Annotated in this window: 21 protein-coding genes; 20 read left to right on the forward strand and 1 reads right to left on the reverse strand. The window is 57.4% G+C overall.

The window, feature by feature from the left end:
* The first annotated feature begins 101 nt into the window (after positions 1–101).
* The 3 genes from secD to IE089_RS02320 all read left to right on the forward strand — a co-directional run bounded on the left by secD (position 102) and on the right by IE089_RS02320 (position 4,629).
* Positions 102–1,997, forward strand: a complete 1,896-nt coding sequence (gene secD, locus IE089_RS02310) for a protein translocase subunit SecD (RefSeq protein WP_189474792.1) — start codon at positions 102–104, stop codon at positions 1,995–1,997.
* The gene (secF, locus tag IE089_RS02315) at positions 1,994–2,908 is read left to right on the forward strand and encodes a protein translocase subunit SecF (RefSeq protein WP_189474794.1); all 915 of its coding nucleotides are present in this window, start codon (positions 1,994–1,996) and stop codon (positions 2,906–2,908) included. Before secD ends, secF begins: the two co-directional genes overlap by 4 nt.
* Before the next feature lie 257 nt (positions 2,909–3,165).
* Complete coding sequence (locus IE089_RS02320) at positions 3,166–4,629, forward strand: hypothetical protein (protein ID WP_189474795.1); 1,464 nt, start codon at positions 3,166–3,168, stop codon at positions 4,627–4,629.
* Between the two features lie 146 nt (positions 4,630–4,775).
* On the opposite strand, the gene IE089_RS02325 is transcribed toward IE089_RS02320, so the two are convergent.
* A complete protein-coding gene (locus IE089_RS02325; RefSeq protein WP_189474796.1) occupies positions 4,776–5,570 on the reverse strand; it encodes an inositol monophosphatase family protein in 795 nt (264 codons plus the stop codon).
* A 116-nt stretch (positions 5,571–5,686) separates the two neighbouring features.
* Here IE089_RS02325 and trmJ point away from each other — a divergent pair, with 116 nt between their 5' ends.
* The 17 genes from trmJ to IE089_RS02410 all read left to right on the forward strand — a co-directional run bounded on the left by trmJ (position 5,687) and on the right by IE089_RS02410 (position 21,735).
* Complete coding sequence (gene trmJ / locus IE089_RS02330; RefSeq protein ID WP_189477315.1) at positions 5,687–6,436, forward strand: tRNA (cytosine(32)/uridine(32)-2'-O)-methyltransferase TrmJ; 750 nt, start codon at positions 5,687–5,689, stop codon at positions 6,434–6,436.
* A 66-nt stretch (positions 6,437–6,502) separates the two neighbouring features.
* On the forward strand, positions 6,503–7,693 hold the full coding sequence (locus tag IE089_RS02335; protein ID WP_189474798.1) for an IscS subfamily cysteine desulfurase: 1,191 nt from the start codon (positions 6,503–6,505) through the stop codon (positions 7,691–7,693).
* Between the two features lie 234 nt (positions 7,694–7,927).
* Positions 7,928–8,353: a nucleoside-diphosphate kinase gene (gene ndk, locus IE089_RS02340; protein ID WP_189474800.1), complete on the forward strand. Its 426-nt coding sequence runs from the start codon at positions 7,928–7,930 to the stop codon at positions 8,351–8,353.
* Positions 8,354–8,363: 10 nt separating this feature from the next.
* Positions 8,364–9,503 (forward strand): dual-specificity RNA methyltransferase RlmN, encoded by a 1,140-nt coding sequence (rlmN, locus tag IE089_RS02345; protein ID WP_189474802.1) that lies wholly within the window; start codon positions 8,364–8,366, stop codon positions 9,501–9,503.
* The gene (gene pilW, locus IE089_RS02350) at positions 9,500–10,282 is read left to right on the forward strand and encodes a type IV pilus biogenesis/stability protein PilW (protein ID WP_229802542.1); all 783 of its coding nucleotides are present in this window, start codon (positions 9,500–9,502) and stop codon (positions 10,280–10,282) included. Before rlmN ends, pilW begins: the two co-directional genes overlap by 4 nt.
* A gap of 46 nt (positions 10,283–10,328) precedes the next feature.
* Positions 10,329–11,459 carry a flavodoxin-dependent (E)-4-hydroxy-3-methylbut-2-enyl-diphosphate synthase gene (gene ispG, locus IE089_RS02355; protein WP_189474804.1) on the forward strand — a complete coding sequence of 377 codons (1,131 nt, stop codon included), beginning with the start codon at positions 10,329–10,331 and terminating at the stop codon, positions 11,457–11,459.
* A 23-nt stretch (positions 11,460–11,482) separates the two neighbouring features.
* On the forward strand, positions 11,483–12,772 hold the full coding sequence (gene hisS, locus IE089_RS02360; RefSeq protein ID WP_189474806.1) for a histidine--tRNA ligase: 1,290 nt from the start codon (positions 11,483–11,485) through the stop codon (positions 12,770–12,772).
* Between the two features lie 17 nt (positions 12,773–12,789).
* On the forward strand, positions 12,790–13,482 hold the full coding sequence (locus tag IE089_RS02365) for a YfgM family protein (RefSeq protein ID WP_189474809.1): 693 nt from the start codon (positions 12,790–12,792) through the stop codon (positions 13,480–13,482).
* A gap of 4 nt (positions 13,483–13,486) precedes the next feature.
* Entirely contained in the window at positions 13,487–14,656 is a 1,170-nt protein-coding gene (gene bamB / locus IE089_RS02370) for an outer membrane protein assembly factor BamB (RefSeq protein WP_229802543.1), read from the forward strand.
* A gap of 9 nt (positions 14,657–14,665) precedes the next feature.
* Positions 14,666–16,084 (forward strand): ribosome biogenesis GTPase Der, encoded by a 1,419-nt coding sequence (gene der, locus IE089_RS02375; RefSeq protein WP_189474813.1) that lies wholly within the window; start codon positions 14,666–14,668, stop codon positions 16,082–16,084.
* Positions 16,085–16,088: 4 nt separating this feature from the next.
* The gene (locus IE089_RS02380) at positions 16,089–16,475 is read left to right on the forward strand and encodes a group III truncated hemoglobin (RefSeq protein WP_189474815.1); all 387 of its coding nucleotides are present in this window, start codon (positions 16,089–16,091) and stop codon (positions 16,473–16,475) included.
* A 113-nt stretch (positions 16,476–16,588) separates the two neighbouring features.
* Positions 16,589–16,780 (forward strand): hypothetical protein, encoded by a 192-nt coding sequence (locus IE089_RS02385; RefSeq protein ID WP_189474817.1) that lies wholly within the window; start codon positions 16,589–16,591, stop codon positions 16,778–16,780.
* A gap of 1 nt (position 16,781) precedes the next feature.
* Positions 16,782–17,618: a head GIN domain-containing protein gene (locus IE089_RS02390; RefSeq protein WP_189474818.1), complete on the forward strand. Its 837-nt coding sequence runs from the start codon at positions 16,782–16,784 to the stop codon at positions 17,616–17,618.
* Between the two features lie 24 nt (positions 17,619–17,642).
* Entirely contained in the window at positions 17,643–18,014 is a 372-nt protein-coding gene (locus tag IE089_RS02395; RefSeq protein ID WP_189474819.1) for a GntR family transcriptional regulator, read from the forward strand.
* The gene (locus IE089_RS02400) at positions 18,014–18,877 is read left to right on the forward strand and encodes an ABC transporter ATP-binding protein (protein ID WP_189474820.1); all 864 of its coding nucleotides are present in this window, start codon (positions 18,014–18,016) and stop codon (positions 18,875–18,877) included. The genes IE089_RS02395 and IE089_RS02400 overlap by 1 nt, the downstream gene beginning before the upstream one ends.
* Positions 18,870–19,916: a hypothetical protein gene (locus IE089_RS02405; protein ID WP_189474821.1), complete on the forward strand. Its 1,047-nt coding sequence runs from the start codon at positions 18,870–18,872 to the stop codon at positions 19,914–19,916. Before IE089_RS02400 ends, IE089_RS02405 begins: the two co-directional genes overlap by 8 nt.
* A gap of 226 nt (positions 19,917–20,142) precedes the next feature.
* A complete protein-coding gene (locus tag IE089_RS02410) occupies positions 20,143–21,735 on the forward strand; it encodes an isocitrate lyase (RefSeq protein WP_189474822.1) in 1,593 nt (530 codons plus the stop codon).
* Positions 21,736–21,960: the final 225 nt, after the last annotated feature.

A 21,960-nucleotide genomic window follows, 5' to 3' on the forward strand; every position in this document is an offset into this window, starting at 1 on the left:
TTCCCGCACACCGCCCCCATGCTTGAGGGCTAACGGGGTTAATTTATAATGACGCACTTTTTTGCGCAGGTACCCATCACTGCGCCCGCAAGAGCACGCTTATGTTGAATCGTTATCCGCTGTGGAAGTACCTGCTGGTTATTGTTGTGGTACTGGTAGGTTTCTTCTACGCAGCACCCAATCTGTACGCGCCAGATCCGGCACTGCAAATTACCGGAGAAAGCAGCGCCCAAGTCATTGATCAGCGTACTGTGGAACGCGCACTGAATGCCCTGGACGAAGCGGGCATTGAACATTTTGGCGAAGAGATCGCACCGGATGGCCGCAATGCCCTGGTGCGTTTGCGCGATCGTGACGTGCAGTTACGCGCGCAAGCGCTTGCCTCACGTGCCCTGGGCGATGGTTTCATCATCGCCCTCAATCTCGCTCCAACAACGCCGGACTGGTTGAGCAATATGGGCGCCCAACCAATGAAACTGGGCCTTGACCTCAGTGGCGGTGTGCACTTCAAGCTCGAAGTAGATACCCAGGCCGCTGTAGAGCGGCGCATGGAGTACTACGAGAACGCCATCAAGCGCGCCCTGCGGGAGGAGCGTATTCGCGGCTTTGTTGCCATTGATGATGGCAATCGCGTGGTGGCGCGTTTTCGCGATGAAGAGTTGCGCGAGCGCGCTCGGCGCATAGTCTCTGATAACCATCCTGAGCTAGCGCTCGACCGGGTTGAGGAGGGCGACAGCTGGAATCTTTATGCTGCGATGACCGAGCAAACGCTCAACGAGATCATCGATTATTCTGTTAACCAGAACATCACTACCCTCCGTAATCGAGTCAATGAACTGGGTGTCTCTGAGCCGTTGGTACAAAAGCAGGGCCGAAACCGTATTGTGGTAGAGCTGCCAGGCATTCAGGACACCGCCGAGGCAAAACGTATTCTCGGCAAGGTGGCTAATCTGGAGTTCCGACTGGTCGCCAATCTGGATGCACCCGCATCGGAGAAGCAGCGCTTTGAGTACCGCTCGGAAGACCGCGCCGGTATGTCAGAGTGGCTGGAGCGTGACCTGATCATTACTGGCGAACACGTCTCCAATGCTCAGGCCAGTTTCGACCAGAATGGCCAGCCCAATGTGCAGATCAGCCTGGACGGTGAGGGCGGCACGCTGATGTCCCGAGCCACCCGCAATAATGTGAAGCGTCGCATGGGCGTACTGTTTATCGAGCGCAAGTACCGCACGCGTTACGAAATGCAGGAAGACGGTACCGAAGTGGCGGTCAAGATTCCCTTTGACGAGAAGAAACTTCTGACCGCGCCAGTGATCCAGCAGGCCTTGGGCGCACAGTTCCAGATCACTGGGCTGGACAGCCCCATGGAAGCCTCTGAGCTGGCGCTGATGCTGCGGGCAGGTGCACTGGCAGCGCCCATCTCGTTTGTGGAAGAGCGCACGGTGGGTCCCTCACTGGGTGCGGAAAATATTCGTTTGGGCGTGAAGTCAGTGCAGATGGGCCTCGCGCTGGTTGTGGTCTTCATGGTCTTGTACTACCGCGTGTTTGGTATTGCCGCGGTGATTGCGCTCAGCTGTAACCTGGTGCTTTTGGTGGCCTTTATGTCATTGATTGGCGCCACGCTGACCTTGCCGGGTATTGCGGGTATCGTGCTGACGGTGGGTATGGCGGTGGACGCCAACGTGCTCATATTCTCCCGAATACGCGAGGAGTTACGAAATGGGCTATCGCCGCAAATGGCGATTCACGCGGGTTATGAGCGCGCCGTGGCTACCATCCTTGATGCCAATCTCACGACCCTGATCGTAGCCATCATTCTGTACGCAGTGGGCACCGGGCCTATCAAGGGCTTCGCGGTGACCCTGTCCGTCGGGATTCTGACGTCGATGTTCACGGCCATCATGGGCACCCGTGCGTTGACCAATTTGTTCTACGGCGGTCGTCGTGTGGAGTCTCTGGCCATTGGTAAAGACGTGGTGGGAGGAGCATCCGCATGAAGGTGATCAATTTCATGGGCCAGCGCAAACTGGCCATCCTGTTCTCCCTGGTCCTGCTAACGGTGGCCGGTGCTTCATTGGCTATCAATCAGTTGAAATGGGGTCTTGATTTCACCGGCGGCACTCTGGTGGAAGTGCACTACAGCGAAACCGCAGATCTCAATGGCATACGCGAGACCATGGATGGTGGCGGCTACGCTGGCGCTGTTGTAGTGAGTTTTGGAACTGACCGCGATGTACTGATTCGGTTACCTGAGGGCTACTCTGACTCCGAAGGTGCTGCCATTCTGGCATTGCTGCAGGACAGCTTTGCCGGCGATGTTGAGCTGAGGCGGATTGAGTTTGTAGGCCCACAGGTGGGCGATGAACTGCGAGAGCAGGGTGGTTTGGCCATGCTGCTCGCGCTGGGGCTGGTGATGTTGTATATCGCGTTCCGCTTCCAGTTTAAGTTTGCCGTTGGCGCCGTTGTTGCTCTGGTGCATGACGTTGTGATCACTCTGGGCTTTTTCTCGGTAATGGGTATGGAGTTTGACCTCACCGTACTTGCGGCCCTGTTGGCGGTGATCGGATACTCCCTGAACGACACCATCGTGGTATCGGATCGCATCCGCGAGAACTTCCGTAAGATCCGCAAGGCTGACCCGGTTGAGGTGATCAATATCTCACTGACAGAGACACTGGGCCGTACCTTGGTAACCTCATTAACAACCTTGCTGGTACTGATCGCGCTTGCGCTGTTTGGCGGCGAAATGATTAACGGGTTTGCGATTGCTCTGATTGTTGGCGTTGCTATAGGTACTTACTCTTCCATCTATGTCGCTGCTAACGCTCTGCTGATTATGGGTGTGAGTAAAGAAGACCTGATGATCCCCGTTAAAGAAGGGGCAGAACAGGAAGACCTTATGCCCTAGGCAGTATCCCTTGCGATGGTGATGTAAAAAAAGGCGGCCCGAGGGCCGCCTTTTTTATGTGAAAACCATTCAGCCTGCGCTTTACGGCAGCGCCATAGCCACGTCCTAACGATTTCATAAACACCGTTTAGAAACGTCACAGCAGTGTCATACCCGCGTCAAAAAAACGTCACCGAGCTGAAACGGGTTGGTAAGAGAAACGTCATTTCCAATCACTAGCATGTAGGTCTTAGTCCACACACTAGGAAATGGGATTCATGAAGAAGCACATCAATTTGGGTAAGCGTGGTTTGGCGACTGGCGTTATGGCTGCAGGTCTGTTGCTGGTATCCGGTGTTAGCCAGGCGATGCCGGTTGTCGTCAGCAACGGTCTCAATGACGGCGAGGGCTCTTTCCGTGCCGCCCTGGAAAGCGGCGCCCGGGAAATCGTGGTCGCCACCAGCGATGAAATTATGATTACGGAAACATTGGTGTATGAAGGTGAGCGGCCGATCGCCATCTACGGCGCCGGCCAGACCGTTAAGGCCATGGATGACTTCACGCTGCTGGAGGTTAGTAACGGGGCTAGTCTTACGGTTGTGGGTTTGACGTTCGAGGGCCCCGGCGGCTTCGATATCAATAGTCAGTCAACCGCGGAGAGCCCAGGAAAGGGCATTTTTGTCGATGTCCGGGACGATCAGACGGGCAGGGTGCAACTGACGCTGCGCAACGTCACTGTGCGCGGTGTGGCCAATCACGGTGTGCACGTGTCCGATTGTAATCTGGCTGACGACTGCGGTAGCGGCGGCGGTGGTGCCGGCGAGGGTTCTGCTGCGGCGATCGGTGTGGAGTTTACCAACGTCATTATCGATGACGTAGGCAACGGGAAGTTCGACGCCGACGGTCTGCGTGTGGATGAACGCGGTGTGGGCAATATTCTCTTTGTCGCTGATGGCTCAACCTTTGTGGGTGTGGGTGCCGACGGTGTTGAGCTGGACGAGGGCCAGGAAGGCGAGGTGATCGCTAGAGTGACCAACTCGACGTTCGACGGGAACGGACTCTACTGTGATCCGGATCAGCTGGGCGATGAGCTTGAGACTTTCCTCGCGGGCGAGGACGATGAGGGAGAATTTGAGGAGTCTGAAGAGGTCATCGCCGATTTGCTGCCCGGGCCAGTAACGGGCTCCTCGGACGATCGCTGTTTCGAGTATGCGGTGGATACCTTTGGTTCAGGCTTTGTGGCGGCCTATGAATACGCCATTGACGTGGATGACGCTTTTGATATCGATGAGGCAGGCCCCGGATCCCTGAGAAGCCGTGTGATTAATGTGTCCATTGTCGGAAACTTTGATGAAGGTGTGGACTTCGACGAGGAAGATGCCGGCGACATCAAACTGGTGGCTGCCAATGCGATTGCTACCGACAACACCGACGACGGTTTCAAGTTGTCGGAAGAGGGCGAGGGCAGCGTGCAGACGGTGTTTGTTGGTGTCACAGCTGAGGACAATGGCGGTAAGGGATTTGTTTTCGAAGAAGCGGACGCGGGCAATATCAACGCGCTGGTATCCATGTCTGAGACCGATGGCAATGACGACGGCGATGTGGGTATTGAGGTCGTTCAGGAGGACGCGGGCAGTGGCCGTCTGGTGCTGAGGGATACCACGGTGAATGAGTCAGAAGTGGGGGAAGACTTCCCGGTGGCTGGCGTCGAGGCGGACGGTGTGACGGTCTCTGAACAATGATGAGTGCCGGGTTGCCCAGTGCGCCCGGCTTCGTCATATCATAGCGCTGGTCGCCTGATCTTCAGACTGCAGGCGCGCAAACAAAAAAAAGCCCCGCATGCGCGGGGCTTTTTCATTCAACTGTCGTTCAATCGATGTGCTTACCGTTAGCCCAGTAATGGTTTGGTGACCTGTAGCACCGACTTAAAGCACTTCGGGTTCCCGCACACGATATTGCCGGAATCCATGTAGTTGTCGCTGCCGTTGATATCGGCAACCAGGCCGCCGGCTTCCTTGACCAGCAGGGCGCCTGCCGCCATATCCCAGGGTGCAAGACCAATTTCCCAGAACGCATCCAGGCGTCCCGCGGCGACGTAGGCAAGATCCAGTGAGGCCGCACCGGCGCGACGAATGCCGGCGCATTGTCCTGCCAGCGTTTCGATGCTCTTGCTGTAAGCAGCCAGGCGATCGTCGCAGTGGTCCTTAAAGGGGATGCCAGTGCCCAATAGAGCGCCGTCCAGGCTGGTGAGTTTACTGACGCGAATGCGTCGGCCATTGAGCTGGGCGCCACGGCCGCGCGAGGCGGTGAATTCTTCCCGACGAACCGGGTCCAACACCAGGGCATGTTCTACCTTGCCCTTGTGCAGGCAAGCCATTGAAATAGCGTAGTGCGGGATGCCACGTACAAAATTGGTGGTCCCGTCCAGGGGATCGATGACCCAGCGATACTCGGCGTTCTCGTCACCGATCAGCCCGCCTTCTTCGCCCTGTATAGCGTGATCCGGGTAAGCCTTCTGCAGGTGATAAATCAGCTCCTGCTCCGCGTTAACATCCACGTCGGTGACGAAGTCATTGGCACCCTTGTTCTTGATCTCGATCTTGTCGAGCTCATCGGATGCGCGCACGATGTTCTCGCCGACTTTTCGGGCAGCGCGCAAGGCGATATTGACCATGGGTTCCATTGTTGCAATCCGGGTGCGTTGGGGCGCGCGATTATAGCAGCAAGCGCCATGCCCCTGAACAGTGAATCTGCTACACTTCGCGCCCCTCAAAACCCATGATTTTCGAGTCTCAGACCATGAATCCCGACAACATTCGCATCGTATTGGTGAATACCGACCACCCCGGCAATATTGGGGCAACGGCGCGCGCAATGAAGAACATGGGACTGAAGCGCCTTTATCTCGTCGAGCCTCAGCAATACCCGGCGCCGGAGGCTGTGTGGCGCTCTGCCTCGGCCGCCGATGTGCTCGAATCGGCGGTTGTGGTGGACACGCTGGATGAAGCTATCGGCGACTGCCAGTTTATCGTCGGCACTAGCGCACGCGAACGCCGAATCCCCTGGCCCCTGCTTGATCCTCGTCGCTGCGCCGGGCAGGTGGCGGCAAATTCAGCAGAGCAGCAGGTGGCCATTTTGTTTGGTCGCGAGGACAGCGGGTTAACCAATGAAGAGTTGCAGGCCTGCAATCTGCACCTGCATGTGCCCACGTCCCCGGATTACGCCTCGCTCAATCTGGCGATGGCTGTGCAGATCGTCTGTTACGAACTGCGCATGCTGCAGGTGTCGCAGGAATTGCCAGCCGAGGCAGACCATCAGTGGGATGCCCCCTTCAGCACGCGGGAGAATATGGAACGCTTCTACGTGCATCTGGAGGAAACGTTGACCGACATTGAGTTCCTGAATCCGGCGGCTCCCCGGCAGTTGATGCCCCGGCTGCGCCGCCTGTACGGGCGCGTGCGACTGGATGAGATGGAGCTGAATATTCTCCGTGGCATCCTCAAGGAAACTCAAAAATGGGCGCGCCAGGCCAAGGGCAGTAGCCGATAGTCCCTGCGCTTGGGCCGACTTCGTCATTCCTGCATACTGGTAGCCATCAGCCGATGAGGTACGTGTGTGAAAACCCCCATCTATCTCGATTATCTCGCTTCTACACCCGTTGACCCACGCGTCGCGGCAAAAATGGCTGAGTGCCTGACTCTTGAGGGTAATTTCGGCAACCCCGCATCGCGGTCACACATCTACGGTTGGCGCGCAGAAGAGGCGGTAGAGATGGCCCGTCGTCACGTTGCCGATTTGGTGCATGCCGATCCGCGCGAGATCGTTTGGACCTCCGGTGCCACCGAGTCAGATAATCTTGCGATCAAGGGTGTTGCAGAGGCGCACGCAGAATCGGGTCGGCACATTATTACTTCCGGCATCGAGCACAAGGCCGTGCTGGACAGTTGTGCGCACCTGGAAACCCTGGGCTTCGAAGTGACTTATCTGTCGCCCAACAGCGAGGGGATCATTAGCCCCGAATCGGTAAAAGCGGCGCTGCGGGACGGCACCATCCTGATCACCATCATGCACGCCAATAATGAAATTGGCAGCATCAACGATATTGCAGCCATCGGTGCAATCGCGCGTGAGGCAGGTGTGCTGTTCCACGTGGATGCTGCGCAGTCGGCGGGCAAGATAGACATCGATCTTTCAAGCTTACCGGTGGACCTTATGTCATTCTCTGCGCACAAGTTTTATGGCCCCAAGGGTATGGGCGCACTGTATGTGCGGCGCCGGCCAAGGGTGCGTGTTACTGCACAGATACACGGCGGCGGGCATGAACGCGGTATGCGATCTGGCACCCTGGCAACCCACCAGATTGTGGGTATGGGTGAGGCCGCACGATTGGCGCAGGAAGAGATGCAGGAAGAGGCTGTGCGTGTTGGCGCACTGCGTGACCGTTTCTGGTCAACGGTAAGCCCCTTGGGGGCGGTGCAGATTAACGGCTCGATGCAGCACCACCTGCCGGGTGCCCTGAACCTGGGCGTCGATTTTGTCGACGGTGAGGTGCTGCTAATGGCGCTCAAGGGGCTGGCGATATCTACCGGATCGGCGTGCACATCCGCCAGTCTTGAGCCTTCCTACGTGCTGCGCGCACTGGGGGTGCCGGATGCGCTAGCGCACAGTTCCCTGCGTTTCAGCTTTGGGCGATTCACGACTGAAGCGCAGGTCGACGAGGCTGCAGCAGCTCTGGTTGAGACCGTGTCGCGCCTGCGCAACGACTCCCCCGCATGGGAGCAATACCAGGCGGAAAAAGCCGGCTGAATCGGGCGTTAGCCCCCCAGGTAGCCCTCCCTGTCGGCATTCGGCCGGCAGCGCAGCCTAAGCGTTTGTTTTACATCGAAAAATAATCAAGCCAGGTAATGGATTATTGGGTGAAATTCAGCGCCTAAATCCGTATAATTGCGCGCGCTTCGAGCAGGTGGTTGGGTGACCGGCGGACAGCTGGCCCGAACCACCCCAATTTTCCCTATCACTGCTTCGACTGGAGACCCCGTAATGGCTGTTGAGCGTACCCTTTCTATTGTTAAGCCCGATGCTGTTGGCAAGAACGTTATCGGTAAAATTTATGACCGCTTCGAGAGCAACGGCCTGCAGATCGTTGCCGCCAAGATGGTGCGCCTGAGCGAAGAGGTTGCCGGTGGTTTCTACGCTGAGCACAAGGAGCGTCCGTTCTTCCCCGCGCTGATCGAGTTCATGACCTCCGGTCCTGTCTGCGTTCAAGTATTGGAAGGCGAGGGCGCCATCGCTAAGAACCGCGAGCTCATGGGCGCAACCAACCCCCAGGAAGCCGATGCCGGCACAATTCGCGCTGATTTTGCCGAGTCTATCGATGCCAACGCAGTACACGGCTCAGACTCTCCGGCGTCAGCCGAGCGCGAGATCGCTTACTTCTTTGCAGCCAGCGATATCTGCGAGCGCTAAGTTACTCGCTATGTCATCGCTGATCGCCTCCACCGCTGAGCAGCCACGGGTCAACCTGTTGGGGATGACCCGTGCCCAGCTTGAGGCTTACTTCGAGACGCTGGGCGAGAAGAAGTTTCGCGCCCAGCAGTTGATGAAGTGGATCCATCACCAGGGGGTGACGGATTTTGATGCAATGACCAATCTCGGCAAAGCCCTGCGTGAGAAGCTCAAGGCGGTTGCCGAGGTGCGCCCCCCCGAAATTGTCAGTCAGCACGATTCCAATGACGGCACCCGCAAATGGGCAATCCGCGTGGAAGGTGGCGGGCTGGTCGAGACAGTCCTCATACCGGACGGTAACCGGGCAACCCTGTGCGTGTCCTCGCAGGTGGGGTGCAGTCTCGACTGCAGTTTTTGTTCCACGGGCAAGCAGGGTTTCCAACGAGACCTGACGTCCGCAGAGATTATTGGGCAGGTGTGGCAGGCAATAAACTCCTACGATGCCTTCCAGTCCGGCAAGGGTCGCGTTGTGACCAATGTCGTGATGATGGGGATGGGTGAGCCACTGATGAACTTCGATCCCGTGGTGTCAGCCATGGACTTGATGATGGAGGACCTAGCCTACGGTATCTCCAAGCGACGGGTAACCCTGAGCACGTCCGGCGTTGTACCGGCGCTAGATAAGCTAGCTGAGCTCAGCGAAGCCAGTTTGGCGGTGTCACTGCACGCGCCCAATGATGCGTTGCGCAATGAATTGGTGCCCATCAATCGCAAATACCCCATCGCCACACTGCTGGAGAGCTGTCGCAACTATATTGATGCGCAGAGCGACAAAAAGCGTGTAGTTACCGTTGAATACACCCTTATCGCCGGCGTTAATGACCAGCGTGAACACGCGGTTGAGTTGGCTGAATTGCTGCGGGATTTTCCCTGCAAGATCAACCTGATTCCCTTCAACCCCTTCCCCCAGTCTGATTACCAGCGCCCCAGCGGGAATGCTGTGTCCCGATTCTGGCAAGTGCTTGTCGATGCAGGATATATTGTCACCGTGCGTACCACGCGTGGAGACGATATCGATGCCGCCTGCGGCCAGTTGGTCGGGCAGGTGGTCGATCGCACTCGACGCAGTGAACGCTATCGCAATGCGGGTCAGACAACGGAGTCAGCGTGAAGCAAACGATAAGGGTGTTAGCCGCAGCAGCGGCGCTGGTGTTCGGCGCAGGATGCGTGACCACCACTACAGGTGGATTTACGGACAAAGCATCCCCGGAAGAGGCGCTGGAGCGCCGCGTTGAACTCGCCCGCCAGTACATCGGTGAGGGAAACTGGGAAAATGCCAAACGCAACCTGAAGTTGGCGACGGAAATCGATCCCAACAATCCAGAAGTGTATGAAGCCTTCGCCCTGGTTTACCAGAGTACCGGTGAGTGGGAGCTGGCTGAGGAAAGCTTCCAGCGTGCTATTCGCCTGGATAAAAACTTCTCCCGTGCGCGCAACAACTACGCCGCCTTCCTATTCAGCCAGCAGCGTTACGAAGAAGCTGAAAAGCAGTTGGAAGCGGTCACCGCAGATACGCTGTACAACGCGCGTCCGCAAGCCTTCGTCAATCTTGGCCTGTGCCGACTGCAGCTATTTGATTCACAAGGCGCAGAAGAAGCCTTCATGCGGGCCCTGGCGATGGACAGGCGAAACCCCATATCGCTGCTCGAAGTTGCGCAGTTGCGGTACGAGGCAGAGGATTACGATAATGCTGAGCGCTACTACGGTGTCTACCGCACCGTGGTTAGGCAGCAGTCTGCCCGCGCCCTCTGGTTTGGTATTCGATTGGCTGACGCCACGGATGACAAAGACGCAAGCAGCAGCTATGCCCTGGCGCTTGAAAATCTGTATCCGCAATCCGCAGAGTACAAGGCCTATCAGCGTGCCGAGTCAGGCGTAAACGGCGAATAGACGAGTGATGGCACTGGCTTGGTAGAGCTCCGTGCAGGATGTGTAAATGAATACCCAGTCCCCGATTAAACGCAGGAAGAGCCGTCAGATTATGGTCGGCGACGTGCCTGTTGGCGGCGATGCGCCTATCAGCGTGCAAAGCATGACCAACACCGAGACCTGCGATGTACCCGCAACAGTGGCGCAGGTGAATGCCATCGCTGAAGCGGGCGCCGATATTGTGCGTGTTTCCGTACCCAGTATGGATGCGGCTGAGGCATTTCGGGCGATTCGCCAGCAGGTGTCGGTACCGTTAGTGGCGGATATTCACTTTGATCACCGCATTGCACTCAAGGTGGCTGAGTACGGCGTGGACTGTCTGCGCATCAACCCCGGAAACATTGGTCGCGATGACAAAGTACGTGAGGTCATTGATAGCGCCCGTGACAAGGGCATCCCGATCCGAATTGGCGTAAACGCCGGCTCACTGGGTAAAGACCTACAGCGTAAGTATGGCGAGCCCACGGCCGAGGCATTGGTGGAGTCGGCCCTTCACCACGTGGATATTCTCGACAAGTTTGACTATCCCGATTTCAAAGTCAGTGTGAAAGCGTCTGAAGTGTTTATGGCGGTGGACGCCTATCGACTGTTGGCCAAACAAATCGAGCAGCCATTGCATTTGGGCATCACGGAGGCTGGCGGCTTGCGCGGCGGTACGGTGAAGTCCGCCGTCGGTCTGGGCATGCTGTTGATGGACGGCATCGGCGATACGATTCGAATCTCCCTAGCGGCCGATCCGGTAGAAGAGGTCAAAGTGGGCTTCGAAATTCTGAAAAGCCTCAAGCTGCGCGCCAACGGCATCAACTTCATTGCCTGCCCCAGTTGCTCGCGACAGAACTTCGATGTGATTGGCACCATGAATACCCTGGAGCAGCGCCTGGAAGATATCCGCACGCCCATGGATGTGGCAGTTATCGGCTGTATTGTGAATGGTCCGGGCGAAGCGCGTGAGGCGGATGTCGGCCTTACCGGAGCAAGCCCCAATAATCTGATATATGTGGGCGGTGAGCCGGATCATAAGGTAAGCAATGAAGACTTTATCGACCATCTGGAACAGGTGATCCGACAGCGAGCATCGGCGCTGGAAGAACAGCGCGCCGCTGACGAGGCCAACATCATCCACAAGACCACCGCCTGAAACCCGGCATTACTGGAGCACGCGTGACCACGATCAAAGCGATTCGGGGGATGAATGACATACTCCCGGAGCACACCCCTTACTGGCAGAGGCTGGAAAGCACGGTGTCAGGCCTTCTGGCCAGCTATGGCTATGGCGAGATCCGCCTGCCTATTGTGGAGCACACTGAACTGTTCAAGCGCTCCATCGGCGAAGTCACCGACATTGTCGAAAAAGAGATGTACTCCTTCGACGACCGTAACGGTGAAAGTCTGACACTGCGCCCCGAGGGTACGGCAGGGTGTGTCAGGGCCGCCATTCAGCAGGGTCTGCTGAGTGTGCCGCAGCGTATGTGGTACGCAGGTCCGATGTTCCGCTACGAGCGTCCGCAGAAGGGGCGCCAGCGCCAGTTTCACCAAATCGGTGTAGAGGCCTTTGGCACAGCCACGCCCGACATCGACGCCGAGCTGATCTTATTGACTGCCCGCCTGTGGCGCCTGCTGGGTATTGATCAGCACGTGACCCTCGAGCTCAATTCAATAGGCTCGTCACAAGCCCGGGCAGACTATCGCGCTGCACTGGTGACCTGGCTGAGCGAGCGTCGCGAGCAGCTGGACGAGGACAGCCAGCGCCGCCTGGAGAGCAACCCGCTGCGCATACTGGACAGCAAGAATCCGGATACCCAGGCATTGCTGGACAACGCCCCCAATCTGGCGGACTTCCTTGATGAGGAATCGGTGGCAGATTTTGCCCGCGTCTGCGATCTGCTGGATGCCTGTGGTGTTTCCTATACGATTAATCGGAGGCTGGTCCGAGGCCTGGATTATTACAACAAGACAGTGTTTGAGTGGGTCACCAGCGAGTTGGGTGCTCAGGGTACCGTTTGCGCCGGTGGACGCTACGACGGCCTTGTTGAACAGTTGGGCGGCAAGGCCACGCCGGGCATTGGGTTTGCCATGGGGGTAGAGCGCCTGGTGCTGCTGATTGAGGCCGTGGGTGCGCAAGCGCCTGCGCCCGAGAGGGCAGATGTATATGTGGTCGCCGTGGGTGATAATGCACACCGCACCGCATTGGCTGCTATCGAAGCGCTGAGAACAGCGCTGCCGGAATTGCGCGTTATTCAGCACGTGGGCGGCGGCAGTTTCAAGAGCCAGTTAAAAAAAGCCGACAAGAGTGGCGCCGCAGTGGCGTTGATTGTCGGTGAGGACGAGGCGGCCGCAGGGGTGGCCGGACTCAAACCCTTGCGTGGGCAGGGAGAGCAGACTCAGGTCGCACTGGGTGACCTCGCCGAGAACGTTTCCAACATCGTGATGCAGGACATCACCGCAACATAAACCGCAGGAAAGAGAACGTGGAACAGTACCGCACAGAAGAAGAACAGGTAGAGGCGCTCAAGCGTTGGTGGGATGAGAACGGCAAGGCAACCATCGCCGCGATCCTGCTGGCACTGGTGGCCGGCTTTGGGTGGCAGGGATGGCAAGGTTTCCAGCAGGAACAGCTGGCAACCGCCTCCGACAGCTACCAGCGTCTGCTACAAGCCATGAGCACACCTGAAACCGGTGAGCCTGATACAGCTGCGGCACGCGAGATCGCCGGGCAAATCAAGAAAGAGTATGGCGGCAGCACGTATGCGCAGTTTGCTGCCCTGCACCTGGCACGTATGGCGGTGAACGACGCGGATCTGGCAACAGCCGAAGCAGAGCTGCGCTGGGTTTTGGCCAAAGCTGATGCCGGCAGTGACATCGCCCAGATCACTCAATTGCGCCTGGCTCGTGTGCTGGCATCAAGTGGTGATACCACACAGGCATTAACGCTGTTGGACGCCGGCGCCGATGGCGACTACGCGGGCGCCTATGCGATGGCCCGTGGAGATGTCTTCATGATGCAGGGCGATGAGTCACAGGCACGCGCGGCGTACAGCGAAGCCCGTGTGCTGGCAGCTGCAGACGCAACGCTGCCACCACTGGCTACCCTGGAGCAGAAGCTGCAGAGTTTGAATCCGCAGGCGCCAGAGATGACGGGGACAACAGCTGATGAGGGGTAATGCCATGTTGCGACTGCCCCTGGTAGTCCTGCTCTCGCTGGCGCTGTCTGCCTGTAGCACAATCAGTGGCTGGTTCGAGGTCGATGACGACACAGACCTCACCGCCCCTGTTGATCTGGTAGATATCGAAACCAGCGTGAAAGTCCGCAAACTGTGGTCGGTGGGTGTGGGCAATGGCCAGGGCGAGGGCCTGTACAAAATCCAGCCGGCGATTTCCGGCGATATTATTTACGCCGCGGCCGCTGATGGTGAGGTAGTGGCGGTTGATCGAACCAATGGGCGCACCCAGTGGGACGTTGAATTGGAGACCGGTCTCGCCGGCGGCGTTGGCCTGCACAGTGGTTCGGTCTTGTTGGGTGGTAGTGACGGCGCGGTGATTCGCCTGGACGCCCAAACCGGCACAGAATTGTGGCGCACTCGCCTGACCGGTGAAGTGCTCGCTGCCCCTCAGGGCGATGGACGCGTGGTGGTTGCCCAAACCTACGACGGTAAATTGGTTGGGCTGGATTATGACTCCGGCGAGAAGCTTTGGACCTACGATAGCAATGTGCCAGTACTGACCATCCGCGGTACGAGCACTCCAATACTGAATAATGGTGTTGTCTACGCGGGCTTCGCCAACGGCAGAGTCAGTGCCTTCGACGCCATGACCGGCGCAGTGCGTTGGGAATCCCGGGTGGCCATCGCCGAGGGTCGCTCCGAAATCGAGCGTATCGTCGACGTTGACGGCACCATGGTGCTCATGGGTAACGAACTTTATGCTGCCAGTTACCAGGGGCGTGTGACGGCCCTGAATATTCAGGACGGACGCAAGCTGTGGCAACGCAATATCTCCTCGTTCTCCGGCGTCTCCCAGGGGTTTGGTAACGTCTATGTAGTGGACGAAGATGGCACCGTAACCGCCTACCTGCGCAATGGCCAGGGCGTGCGCTGGCAACAGGATGCTCTGGGTTATCGCGAGCTATCCCGCCCCACACCTGTCAGCAGTTACCTGGCAGTGGTCGACTTCGAAGGCTACCTGCACCTGATGTCGCAGGTGGATGGCACCTTCGTTGGCCGTGAACGGCCCGACGGCGACGGCGCCCGCGCTGACATGCTCAGTGATGGCAATGTGCTGTACGTGTATGGCAACAGCGGCAAGCTGATTGCCTATGAAATCACCGCCGATAACTAGGCCTTAGCCATGCTACCCGTCATCGCCCTGGTCGGCCGCCCCAATGTGGGCAAGTCGACACTGTTTAACCAGCTCACGCGCAGCCGTGACGCGCTGGTGGCGGATTATGCGGGCCTGACCCGAGACCGTAAGTACGGCGAGGCGCGACTGGGCAGCAGACCCTTCATTGTGATTGATACCGGCGGTGTCAGTGGCGATGAGGATGGCATCGACCAGGCCATGGCAGATCAGAGCATGACAGCCATCGAGGAAGCCGATGCGGTGCTGCTCATGGTGGATGCCCGTGAGGGCCTCAATGCCGGTGATGAAGCCTTGGCGCAGCATTTGCGCCAGCGGGGGAAGCCCTTTCACCTGATCGTCAACAAAGTGGACGGTATCAGCGCTGATGTTGCCACCGGTGATTTCTATTCGCTGGGTGTGCCTTCCCTGTTCGCTATCGCAGCCAGTCATGGTCGCGGCGTGCGCAGCATGATCGAAGCGGTGCTGGGGCCTTTTCCCGAGGCCGAGCAAGCCGATGGCGAAGATCGATTTGGGCGCACACGGGTTGCCGTCGTGGGCAGGCCGAATGTGGGCAAATCGACGTTGGTTAACCGACTACTGGGTGAAGACCGCGTCGTGGTCTACGATCAGCCGGGCACCACACGCGATAGCATCTACATCGACTATGCCCGCGACGACAAACCTTACACACTGATCGACACTGCCGGGGTGCGCCGCCGGAAGAATGTGCGTGAGACCGTGGAGAAGTTTTCTATTGTGAAAACGCTCAAAGCCATCGACGATGCCAATGTCGTGGTGTTGGTGATGGACGGTCATGAAGGTATTGTCGAGCAGGACATGCACCTGTTGGGTCATTGCATCGAGGCCGGCCGCGGTTTGGTGTTGGCAGTCAACAAATGGGACGGTATCGAGCCCGACCAGAGGGACTGGATCAAGTCGGAGTTGGGGCGGCGTCTACAGTTTGCAGACTATGCCGACAGCCACTTCATTTCCGCGCTGCACGGCACCGGTGTAGGCCATCTGTATAAATCCATTGATGCCGCCTACCAGTCGGCAACGCGCAAACTCAGTACCAATGCGCTGACCCGCATCCTCGAAGGGGCCGTATACGATCATCCGCCACCACTGATGAACGGGCGCAGAATCAAACTGCGTTATGCCCATGCCGGGGGACAGAATCCACCGCTAGTCGTGATTCACGGTAATCAGACAGGCAAGGTTCCAGCCTCCTACCAACGCTACCTGGAAAAGATATTTCGTCGGGAACTGGACCTGGTGGGGACTCCGGTACGCATTGAGTTCCGCACCAATGAAAATCCTTATGCCGACAAGCGCAACAAGCTGACCCAGCGCCAGGTTCAGCGCAAGCGGCGCATGATGGCGCACGTGAAGAAGGCCAAGAAGAGCCGCAAGAAAAAGGACCGCTAGGGTGATGCAGCATCGCCCCGATCTGGATAGTCGGGCGAGGGTAGAGCAGTTCGTAGACGCATTTTATGGCCACGTACTGAACGATACCCGCCTGGCGCCACTGTTCCTGGATGTCGCAGCTATCGACCTGCAGGTACACCTCCCTCACATCAAGGATTACTGGTCCAAGCTTCTGTTGGGCGAGCGAGCGTACCAGCGTCATACCATGAACATTCACCGCCATCTGCACGGCAAACAACGCCTGACGGGCGCCGACTTCGCGCAGTGGCTGGCTCTGTTCAATGCCACACTGGACCAGCATTTCAGCGGCGAAAACACCGAAAAGGCTCGCCGAATTGCGGCTACGATCGCCGCAAATATGCGGGATCGGCTGGCAGAAATGCCTGAATAGCGCGGGCGATCGCTTATATCGCTCAACTCACCGCAGAGGCCACTTTCCTCGGTTGTACATCAGAAATCGGGTGTTATAGTTCCGTATAACACCATATCAACGAGGCAATTCCGATGACTATTCGGCCACGTAAATCACAGCGCATTCAGGGTGATGACCAGGTTCTGGTCTACGCCGGACTGTTTCTAATCTGCGCTGGCGTCAGCGCTATGGGCGGCGGTGCCCTGGGTCTGCTGTCTTTCATACCCGCAGTGGCGGTAGCTGAGGTGCTTCGCAGGCTGCCAGATGCCGCCGCGGAGGCCTGATATGAAGGCTATTACCCAGCGCTCGCTGGCTGCGGGAATTATATCCACGTTGCTGGCCGTGACACTGTCACTGCCCGCCGGCGCAGAGACCCTCAAGGTTGAGGGCCTGGAGTTCGACCGCATCCTGGTGAAGGGCAGCGTACAAGTGCAGATCATGCAGGGCGACGATAACCTTCTCATGGTCAAGGGGCAGGAAGGCAAGCTCGAGAAAAGGCCCTTCTACGTCAGCGACGGCACACTGGTGCTAGGCCAGAGCCGCGAAAAGCACCGGGAAAATTTCTCCCGCGTGAAGTATAAGCTGAGCACTCCCAATATTGAGCATGTCGAATTGAATGGCTCCGGCGATGTCTACGTTCGACCCTTCAAGACCAAGTCTTTTTACGGTGCCGTCGAAGGCTCTGGCGACATAAAGCTATTTTCGATTGACGCGTCAGATGATGTCACTCTGCAGCTGAGCGGCTCCGGGGACATCAAAGTGGCTGAACTTAATGCCACGGGAGTGGCGCTGGTGCTGTCGGGCTCCGGCGACTTACACCTTCAGGAAATGGAAGCCAAGGATACTGACGCCTCACTCAATGGCTCGGGTGACATGAGCGTGCAGGGCAAGGGGTACACTGAACGACTGCAGATCAACATTGTGGGTTCAGGCGACATCGACTTCCGGGCAATGGATGCGGAAAAGGTAGAGGTGAATATTGTAGGCTCCGGCGTCGCGCGTGTGGGCGAGTCCGAGATTCTCGATGTGAGCATTATGGGTAGCGGCGATGTGCGCTACTCTGGTCGTCCGTCTGTTGACCAGTCCGTTATGGGATCGGGTAGCGTAGAGTCCGCCGATTAAGGCTGGCTGACGCGGGAGATCGCTATGGCGATAGAGTGGGAAGACAACCAGCCAATCTACCGGCAACTACGTGATCTGGTTGTGCAGCGCATCATGGACGGTACCTTTGCAGAGGGTGAAGCGGTGCCATCTGTCCGACAGGTTGCTGCCGATTATCAGATTAACCATCTCACGGTGGGCAAGGCATACCAGGAACTGGTGGACACTGGTTTACTGGAGAAGCGCCGTGGTCTGGGTATGTTTGTCACTTCGGGCGCTCGCGGCTCACTCACAAGTAACGAAAAGCAACGCTTTGTAGAAGAAGAATTACCGGCTTTTGTCCAGCGAGCACATGTGCTGGGTATGGAGCTTTCAGAGGTAGTGGATTTACTGCTCGAAACCAGGGGTGAGGAGTAATGGAACGAATAATCGAAGCGCGCGGCCTGAGTCGCAGCTTTGGACAACTTAATGCAGTCGACAACGTGGATCTCACGATCAACAGCGGCAGTGTGATTGGCTTAATTGGCCCCAACGGGGCCGGTAAAACAACGCTGCTGCGGGCTCTGTTGGGCCTGACGGACTGCGAAGGCACAGTGACCGTGATGGGACGCGATCCGCGCACCGAGCGGGCGAGACTGATGCAGGAGGTCTGTTTCATGGCAGATACCGCCGTCATGCCACGCTGGATGCGAGTGGAGCAGGCGCTTGACTACGTGACCGGGGTGCATCCGCGCTTTAATCGGCAGCAGGCGGAAGACTTCCTGGCAACCACCGATGTGGGTCTGAAGCGCAAGATCAGCGATCTATCCAAGGGAATGACCGTGCAGTTGCACCTGGCCCTGGTGATGGCTATCGATGCGCGACTCCTCATTCTGGATGAGCCAACACTGGGTCTGGATATCCTCTTCCGCAAGCGCTTTTTCGAGCAGTTGCTGAACGATTACTTTGACGGTGAACGCACTATCATTATTTCCACTCATCAGGTGGAAGAGGTGCAGAACATTCTCACCGAGGTGATTTTCATGGACGAGGGTCGCTTGATCCTGCAGCAGCCCATGCTCAGTCTGGAAGACGATTTTATCGAGCTGCGTGCGGTGGGCGAGAACGTGAAGCGTGCCGAGGAAATTCCTCACGTGGGCAAGCGCAGCATTCTCGGCGGTAAAGCCATTATCTATGAGGGCGTGGGGCGCGAGCTTCTGGCCCCGCTGGGCGAGCTGACAACGCCATCGGTATCAGACCTGTTTGTGGCCAAAGTGGGAGGAGGGCAGCGTCATGGGTGAGAGTGCACCGTCCCGGTTTTTCGCCATGGTGCAGCGGGAGCTGCAGGAGTACAAAACCAGCCTGGTAATTACGCCGATTGTAACGGCTGTCCTACTCACCCTGGTAATGGTAGTGAGCGTGTTATTGGCCGGTCGTATCAGCGCGATGGGCGACGCCATTATGCAGGTGTTGCTGCTGGAAGATTCTGCCAGCGGCATGAATATCTCTATTCAGATCGATGAAGACAGCGCTAACGGCGATGAGTACAGCTACACGATAGAGAGTAACGGCAGCGTCAGTGAGGAAGATTGGAACTTCTCCCGGGAGTGGACATTCAATCCAAGAACACGGGACAAGGCCCAGGTTGAGGATGCTATCGATGACCAGGTGGATACGCTGAATCCTATGCTCAGCGTGCTGCACTACATCATGGTGTTTGTGCTGATCATGGTGAGTATCAACTATCTGCTGGGCACACTGTTTGAAGACCGCAAGGACCGCAGTTTCCTGTTCTGGCGATCCATGCCGGTCTCTGAGTGGGAAGAGGTGTCGTCGAAGCTGCTGGTTGCACTGCTTGTGGCACCGGTGATCTTTATTGCACTGAGTATGGTGATGCAGTTGGCCTATGTGCTGCTGTCAATGTTGCTGGTTTGGCGCATGGAGCTGGATCCCGGTCGCCTGATCCTGGGCAACATCGAGTTCAGCCGGTTGCTGTTCGACCAGCTCTCCGGGTGGGTACTCAGCGCTTTACTGATCGCGCCTTTCTATGCCTGGCTCATGTTGGCCTCAGCCGGTGCCAAGCGCTCGCCCGCGTTCTTTGCAGTGGCTCTGCCGATCGGTCTGATTCTGCTGGAGGAGTTTTTCCTGGGCACCGAAATGCTGCGCAGCGCCATCGCGAACCATGTGCCCCATGCCACGGAGACCAGCTCGGTAGCCTTTTATGTGGCCGGGCCTAACTGGGCAGGTGTGAATTACCTGAGCCTGGTGCTGGGCCTAGTTACCACGGTGATCCTGTTGTGGGGAGCCGTTTATTGCCGGCGCTATCGCTGGGAGATCTAGGCCTCTGTTTGGCTACCAGGCCAAAGAAAACCGCGCAATGGCGCGGTTTTTTTTGGTCTACACTCATTGGGTTGATCAAAAAATAGTCAGACCCGTGATAATTCTGATGAATACCAAAAATCTGAACTATTAATTTCATTTATAAAGGGTCGTTCACTAGGATAGCCGCCAATCGACGCTCAGTAGCGTCTCGACACAACCACACAGCCTTAATTGAGGTATCGCCATGTCCTACCAAGACAACATCGCCGAACTGGCCAGCCTGCGTGATGCGCAGGGTGCGCCCTGGAATGACATCAGCCCCGAGTACGCGGCCCGCATGCGTCTGCAGAACCGTTTCAAAACCGGTCTGGAGATTGCCCAGTACACCGCTGACATCATGCGCAAGGACATGGCTGAGTACGACGCCGACACCGCACAGTACACTCAGTCTCTGGGCTGCTGGCACGGTTTCATTGGTCAGCAGAAGCTGATCGCCATCAAGAAGCACTTCGGTGACACCAACAAGCGCTACCTGTACCTGTCTGGCTGGATGATCGCTGCCCTGCGCAGTGAGTTCGGCCCGCTGCCCGACCAGTCAATGCACGAGAAAACCTCTGTACCTGGCCTGATCGAAGAGCTGTACACCTTCCTGCGCCAAGCAGATGCCCGTGAGCTCGGTGGTCTGTTCCGTGCACTGGACGATGCGCGCGCTTCAGGCGATGAAGTCAAGGCGAAGGATCTGCAGAACCAGATCGATAACTTCCAGACACACGTAGTGCCTATCATTGCCGACATTGATGCCGGTTTTGGTAACGCAGAGGCGACCTACCTGCTGGCCAAGAAAATGATCGAAGCCGGCGCCTGCGCCATTCAGCTGGAGAATCAGGTTTCTGACGAGAAGCAGTGTGGTCACCAGGACGGTAAAGTGACCGTTCCTCATGAAGACTTCCTCGCCAAGATTCGCGCGGTTCGCTACGCGTTCCTGGAACTGGGTATCGACAATGGCGTTATTGTTGCCCGTACCGATTCCCTGGGCGCTGGCCTCACCAAGCAGATTGCCGTCACGAATGAGCCGGGCGACCTGGGTGACCAGTACAACAGCTTCCTGGACTGTGAAGAAGTTGATGCGGCGAACATGAAGAACGGCGACGTTGTGATTAACCGCGACGGCAAGCTGCTGCGTCCCAAGCGTCTGCCTTCCAACCTGTTCCAGTTCCGCAAGGGCACGGGTGAAGATCGCGTGATCCTGGATTGCATCACCTCGCTGCAAAACGGTGCTGACCTGTTGTGGATCGAAACTGAGAAGCCTCACGTTGGCCAGATCGGTAGCATGGTGAATCGCATTCGTGAAGTTGTGCCCAATGCCAAGCTGGTCTACAACAACAGCCCCTCATTCAACTGGACGCTGAACTTCCGTCAGCAGGTATTTGATGCCTGGACTGAAGCGGGTAAAGATGTGTCCGGCTACGATCGCGCCAACCTGATGAGCGAAGATTACGACGCTTCAGATCTGGCTGCCGAAGCAGATGAGAAGATCCGCACCTTCCAGGCCGACGCTGCTCGTGAAGCGGGTATCTTCCACCACCTGATCACACTGCCCACTTACCACACTGCGGCTCTGTCAACTGACAACCTGGCCAAAGAGTACTTCGGTAAGCAAGGCATGCTGGGCTACGTGTCTGGCGTACAGCGCAAGGAAATCCGTCAGGGTATCGCCTGCGTTAAGCACCAGAACATGGCAGGCTCTGATATGGGCGACGACCACAAAGAGTACTTCGCCGGCGATGCAGCATTGAAGGCTGCCGGTGACGACAACACCATGAACCAGTTCGGCTAAGCCCGGAGCGGTTCTTAAGAGGGCGGCCTTTGGTCGCCCTTTTTTTTGCTTTTTGATTTGTGCCTGCCAGCGCTCCTCGCTTGCGCAGAGCGTTTATGCCCTTTAATTCCGGGACCGGGCGCAGCGTCTTGGATTGTGCCGTGCACCACTTCCGGCCGTGCCCATTTCTCTCCGCACCAACTCGGTGCATCGATCCCTTAAGCCGACCCGATTTGCTGCTCGCTA

This window comes from Parahalioglobus pacificus (assembly GCF_014652275.1).
In the GTDB taxonomy this organism is placed as follows: Bacteria; Pseudomonadota; Gammaproteobacteria; order Pseudomonadales; family Halieaceae; genus Parahalioglobus; species Parahalioglobus pacificus.

Bases quoted from the DNA above. Each gene is read 5' to 3' on its own strand.
- IE089_RS02400 (WP_189474820.1), top strand. From the start codon at position 18,014: ATGGAACGAATAATCGAAGCGCGCGGCCTGAGTCGCAGCTTTGGACAA.
- secF (WP_189474794.1), top strand. From the start codon at position 1,994: ATGAAGGTGATCAATTTCATGGGCCAGCGCAAACTGGCCATCCTGTTC.
- IE089_RS02390 (WP_189474818.1), top strand. From the start codon at position 16,782: ATGAAGGCTATTACCCAGCGCTCGCTGGCTGCGGGAATTATATCCACG.
- bamB (WP_229802543.1), top strand. From the start codon at position 13,487: ATGTTGCGACTGCCCCTGGTAGTCCTGCTCTCGCTGGCGCTGTCTGCC.
- der (WP_189474813.1), top strand. From the start codon at position 14,666: ATGCTACCCGTCATCGCCCTGGTCGGCCGCCCCAATGTGGGCAAGTCG.
- IE089_RS02405 (WP_189474821.1), top strand. From the start codon at position 18,870: ATGGGTGAGAGTGCACCGTCCCGGTTTTTCGCCATGGTGCAGCGGGAG.
- IE089_RS02385 (WP_189474817.1), top strand. From the start codon at position 16,589: ATGACTATTCGGCCACGTAAATCACAGCGCATTCAGGGTGATGACCAG.
- secD (WP_189474792.1), top strand. From the start codon at position 102: ATGTTGAATCGTTATCCGCTGTGGAAGTACCTGCTGGTTATTGTTGTG.
- trmJ (WP_189477315.1), top strand. From the start codon at position 5,687: ATGAATCCCGACAACATTCGCATCGTATTGGTGAATACCGACCACCCC.
- IE089_RS02325 (WP_189474796.1), bottom strand. From the start codon at position 5,570: ATGGAACCCATGGTCAATATCGCCTTGCGCGCTGCCCGAAAAGTCGGC.
- IE089_RS02380 (WP_189474815.1), top strand. From the start codon at position 16,089: ATGCAGCATCGCCCCGATCTGGATAGTCGGGCGAGGGTAGAGCAGTTC.
- ispG (WP_189474804.1), top strand. From the start codon at position 10,329: ATGAATACCCAGTCCCCGATTAAACGCAGGAAGAGCCGTCAGATTATG.
- IE089_RS02395 (WP_189474819.1), top strand. From the start codon at position 17,643: ATGGCGATAGAGTGGGAAGACAACCAGCCAATCTACCGGCAACTACGT.
- rlmN (WP_189474802.1), top strand. From the start codon at position 8,364: ATGTCATCGCTGATCGCCTCCACCGCTGAGCAGCCACGGGTCAACCTG.
- IE089_RS02320 (WP_189474795.1), top strand. From the start codon at position 3,166: ATGAAGAAGCACATCAATTTGGGTAAGCGTGGTTTGGCGACTGGCGTT.
- IE089_RS02410 (WP_189474822.1), top strand. From the start codon at position 20,143: ATGTCCTACCAAGACAACATCGCCGAACTGGCCAGCCTGCGTGATGCG.
- ndk (WP_189474800.1), top strand. From the start codon at position 7,928: ATGGCTGTTGAGCGTACCCTTTCTATTGTTAAGCCCGATGCTGTTGGC.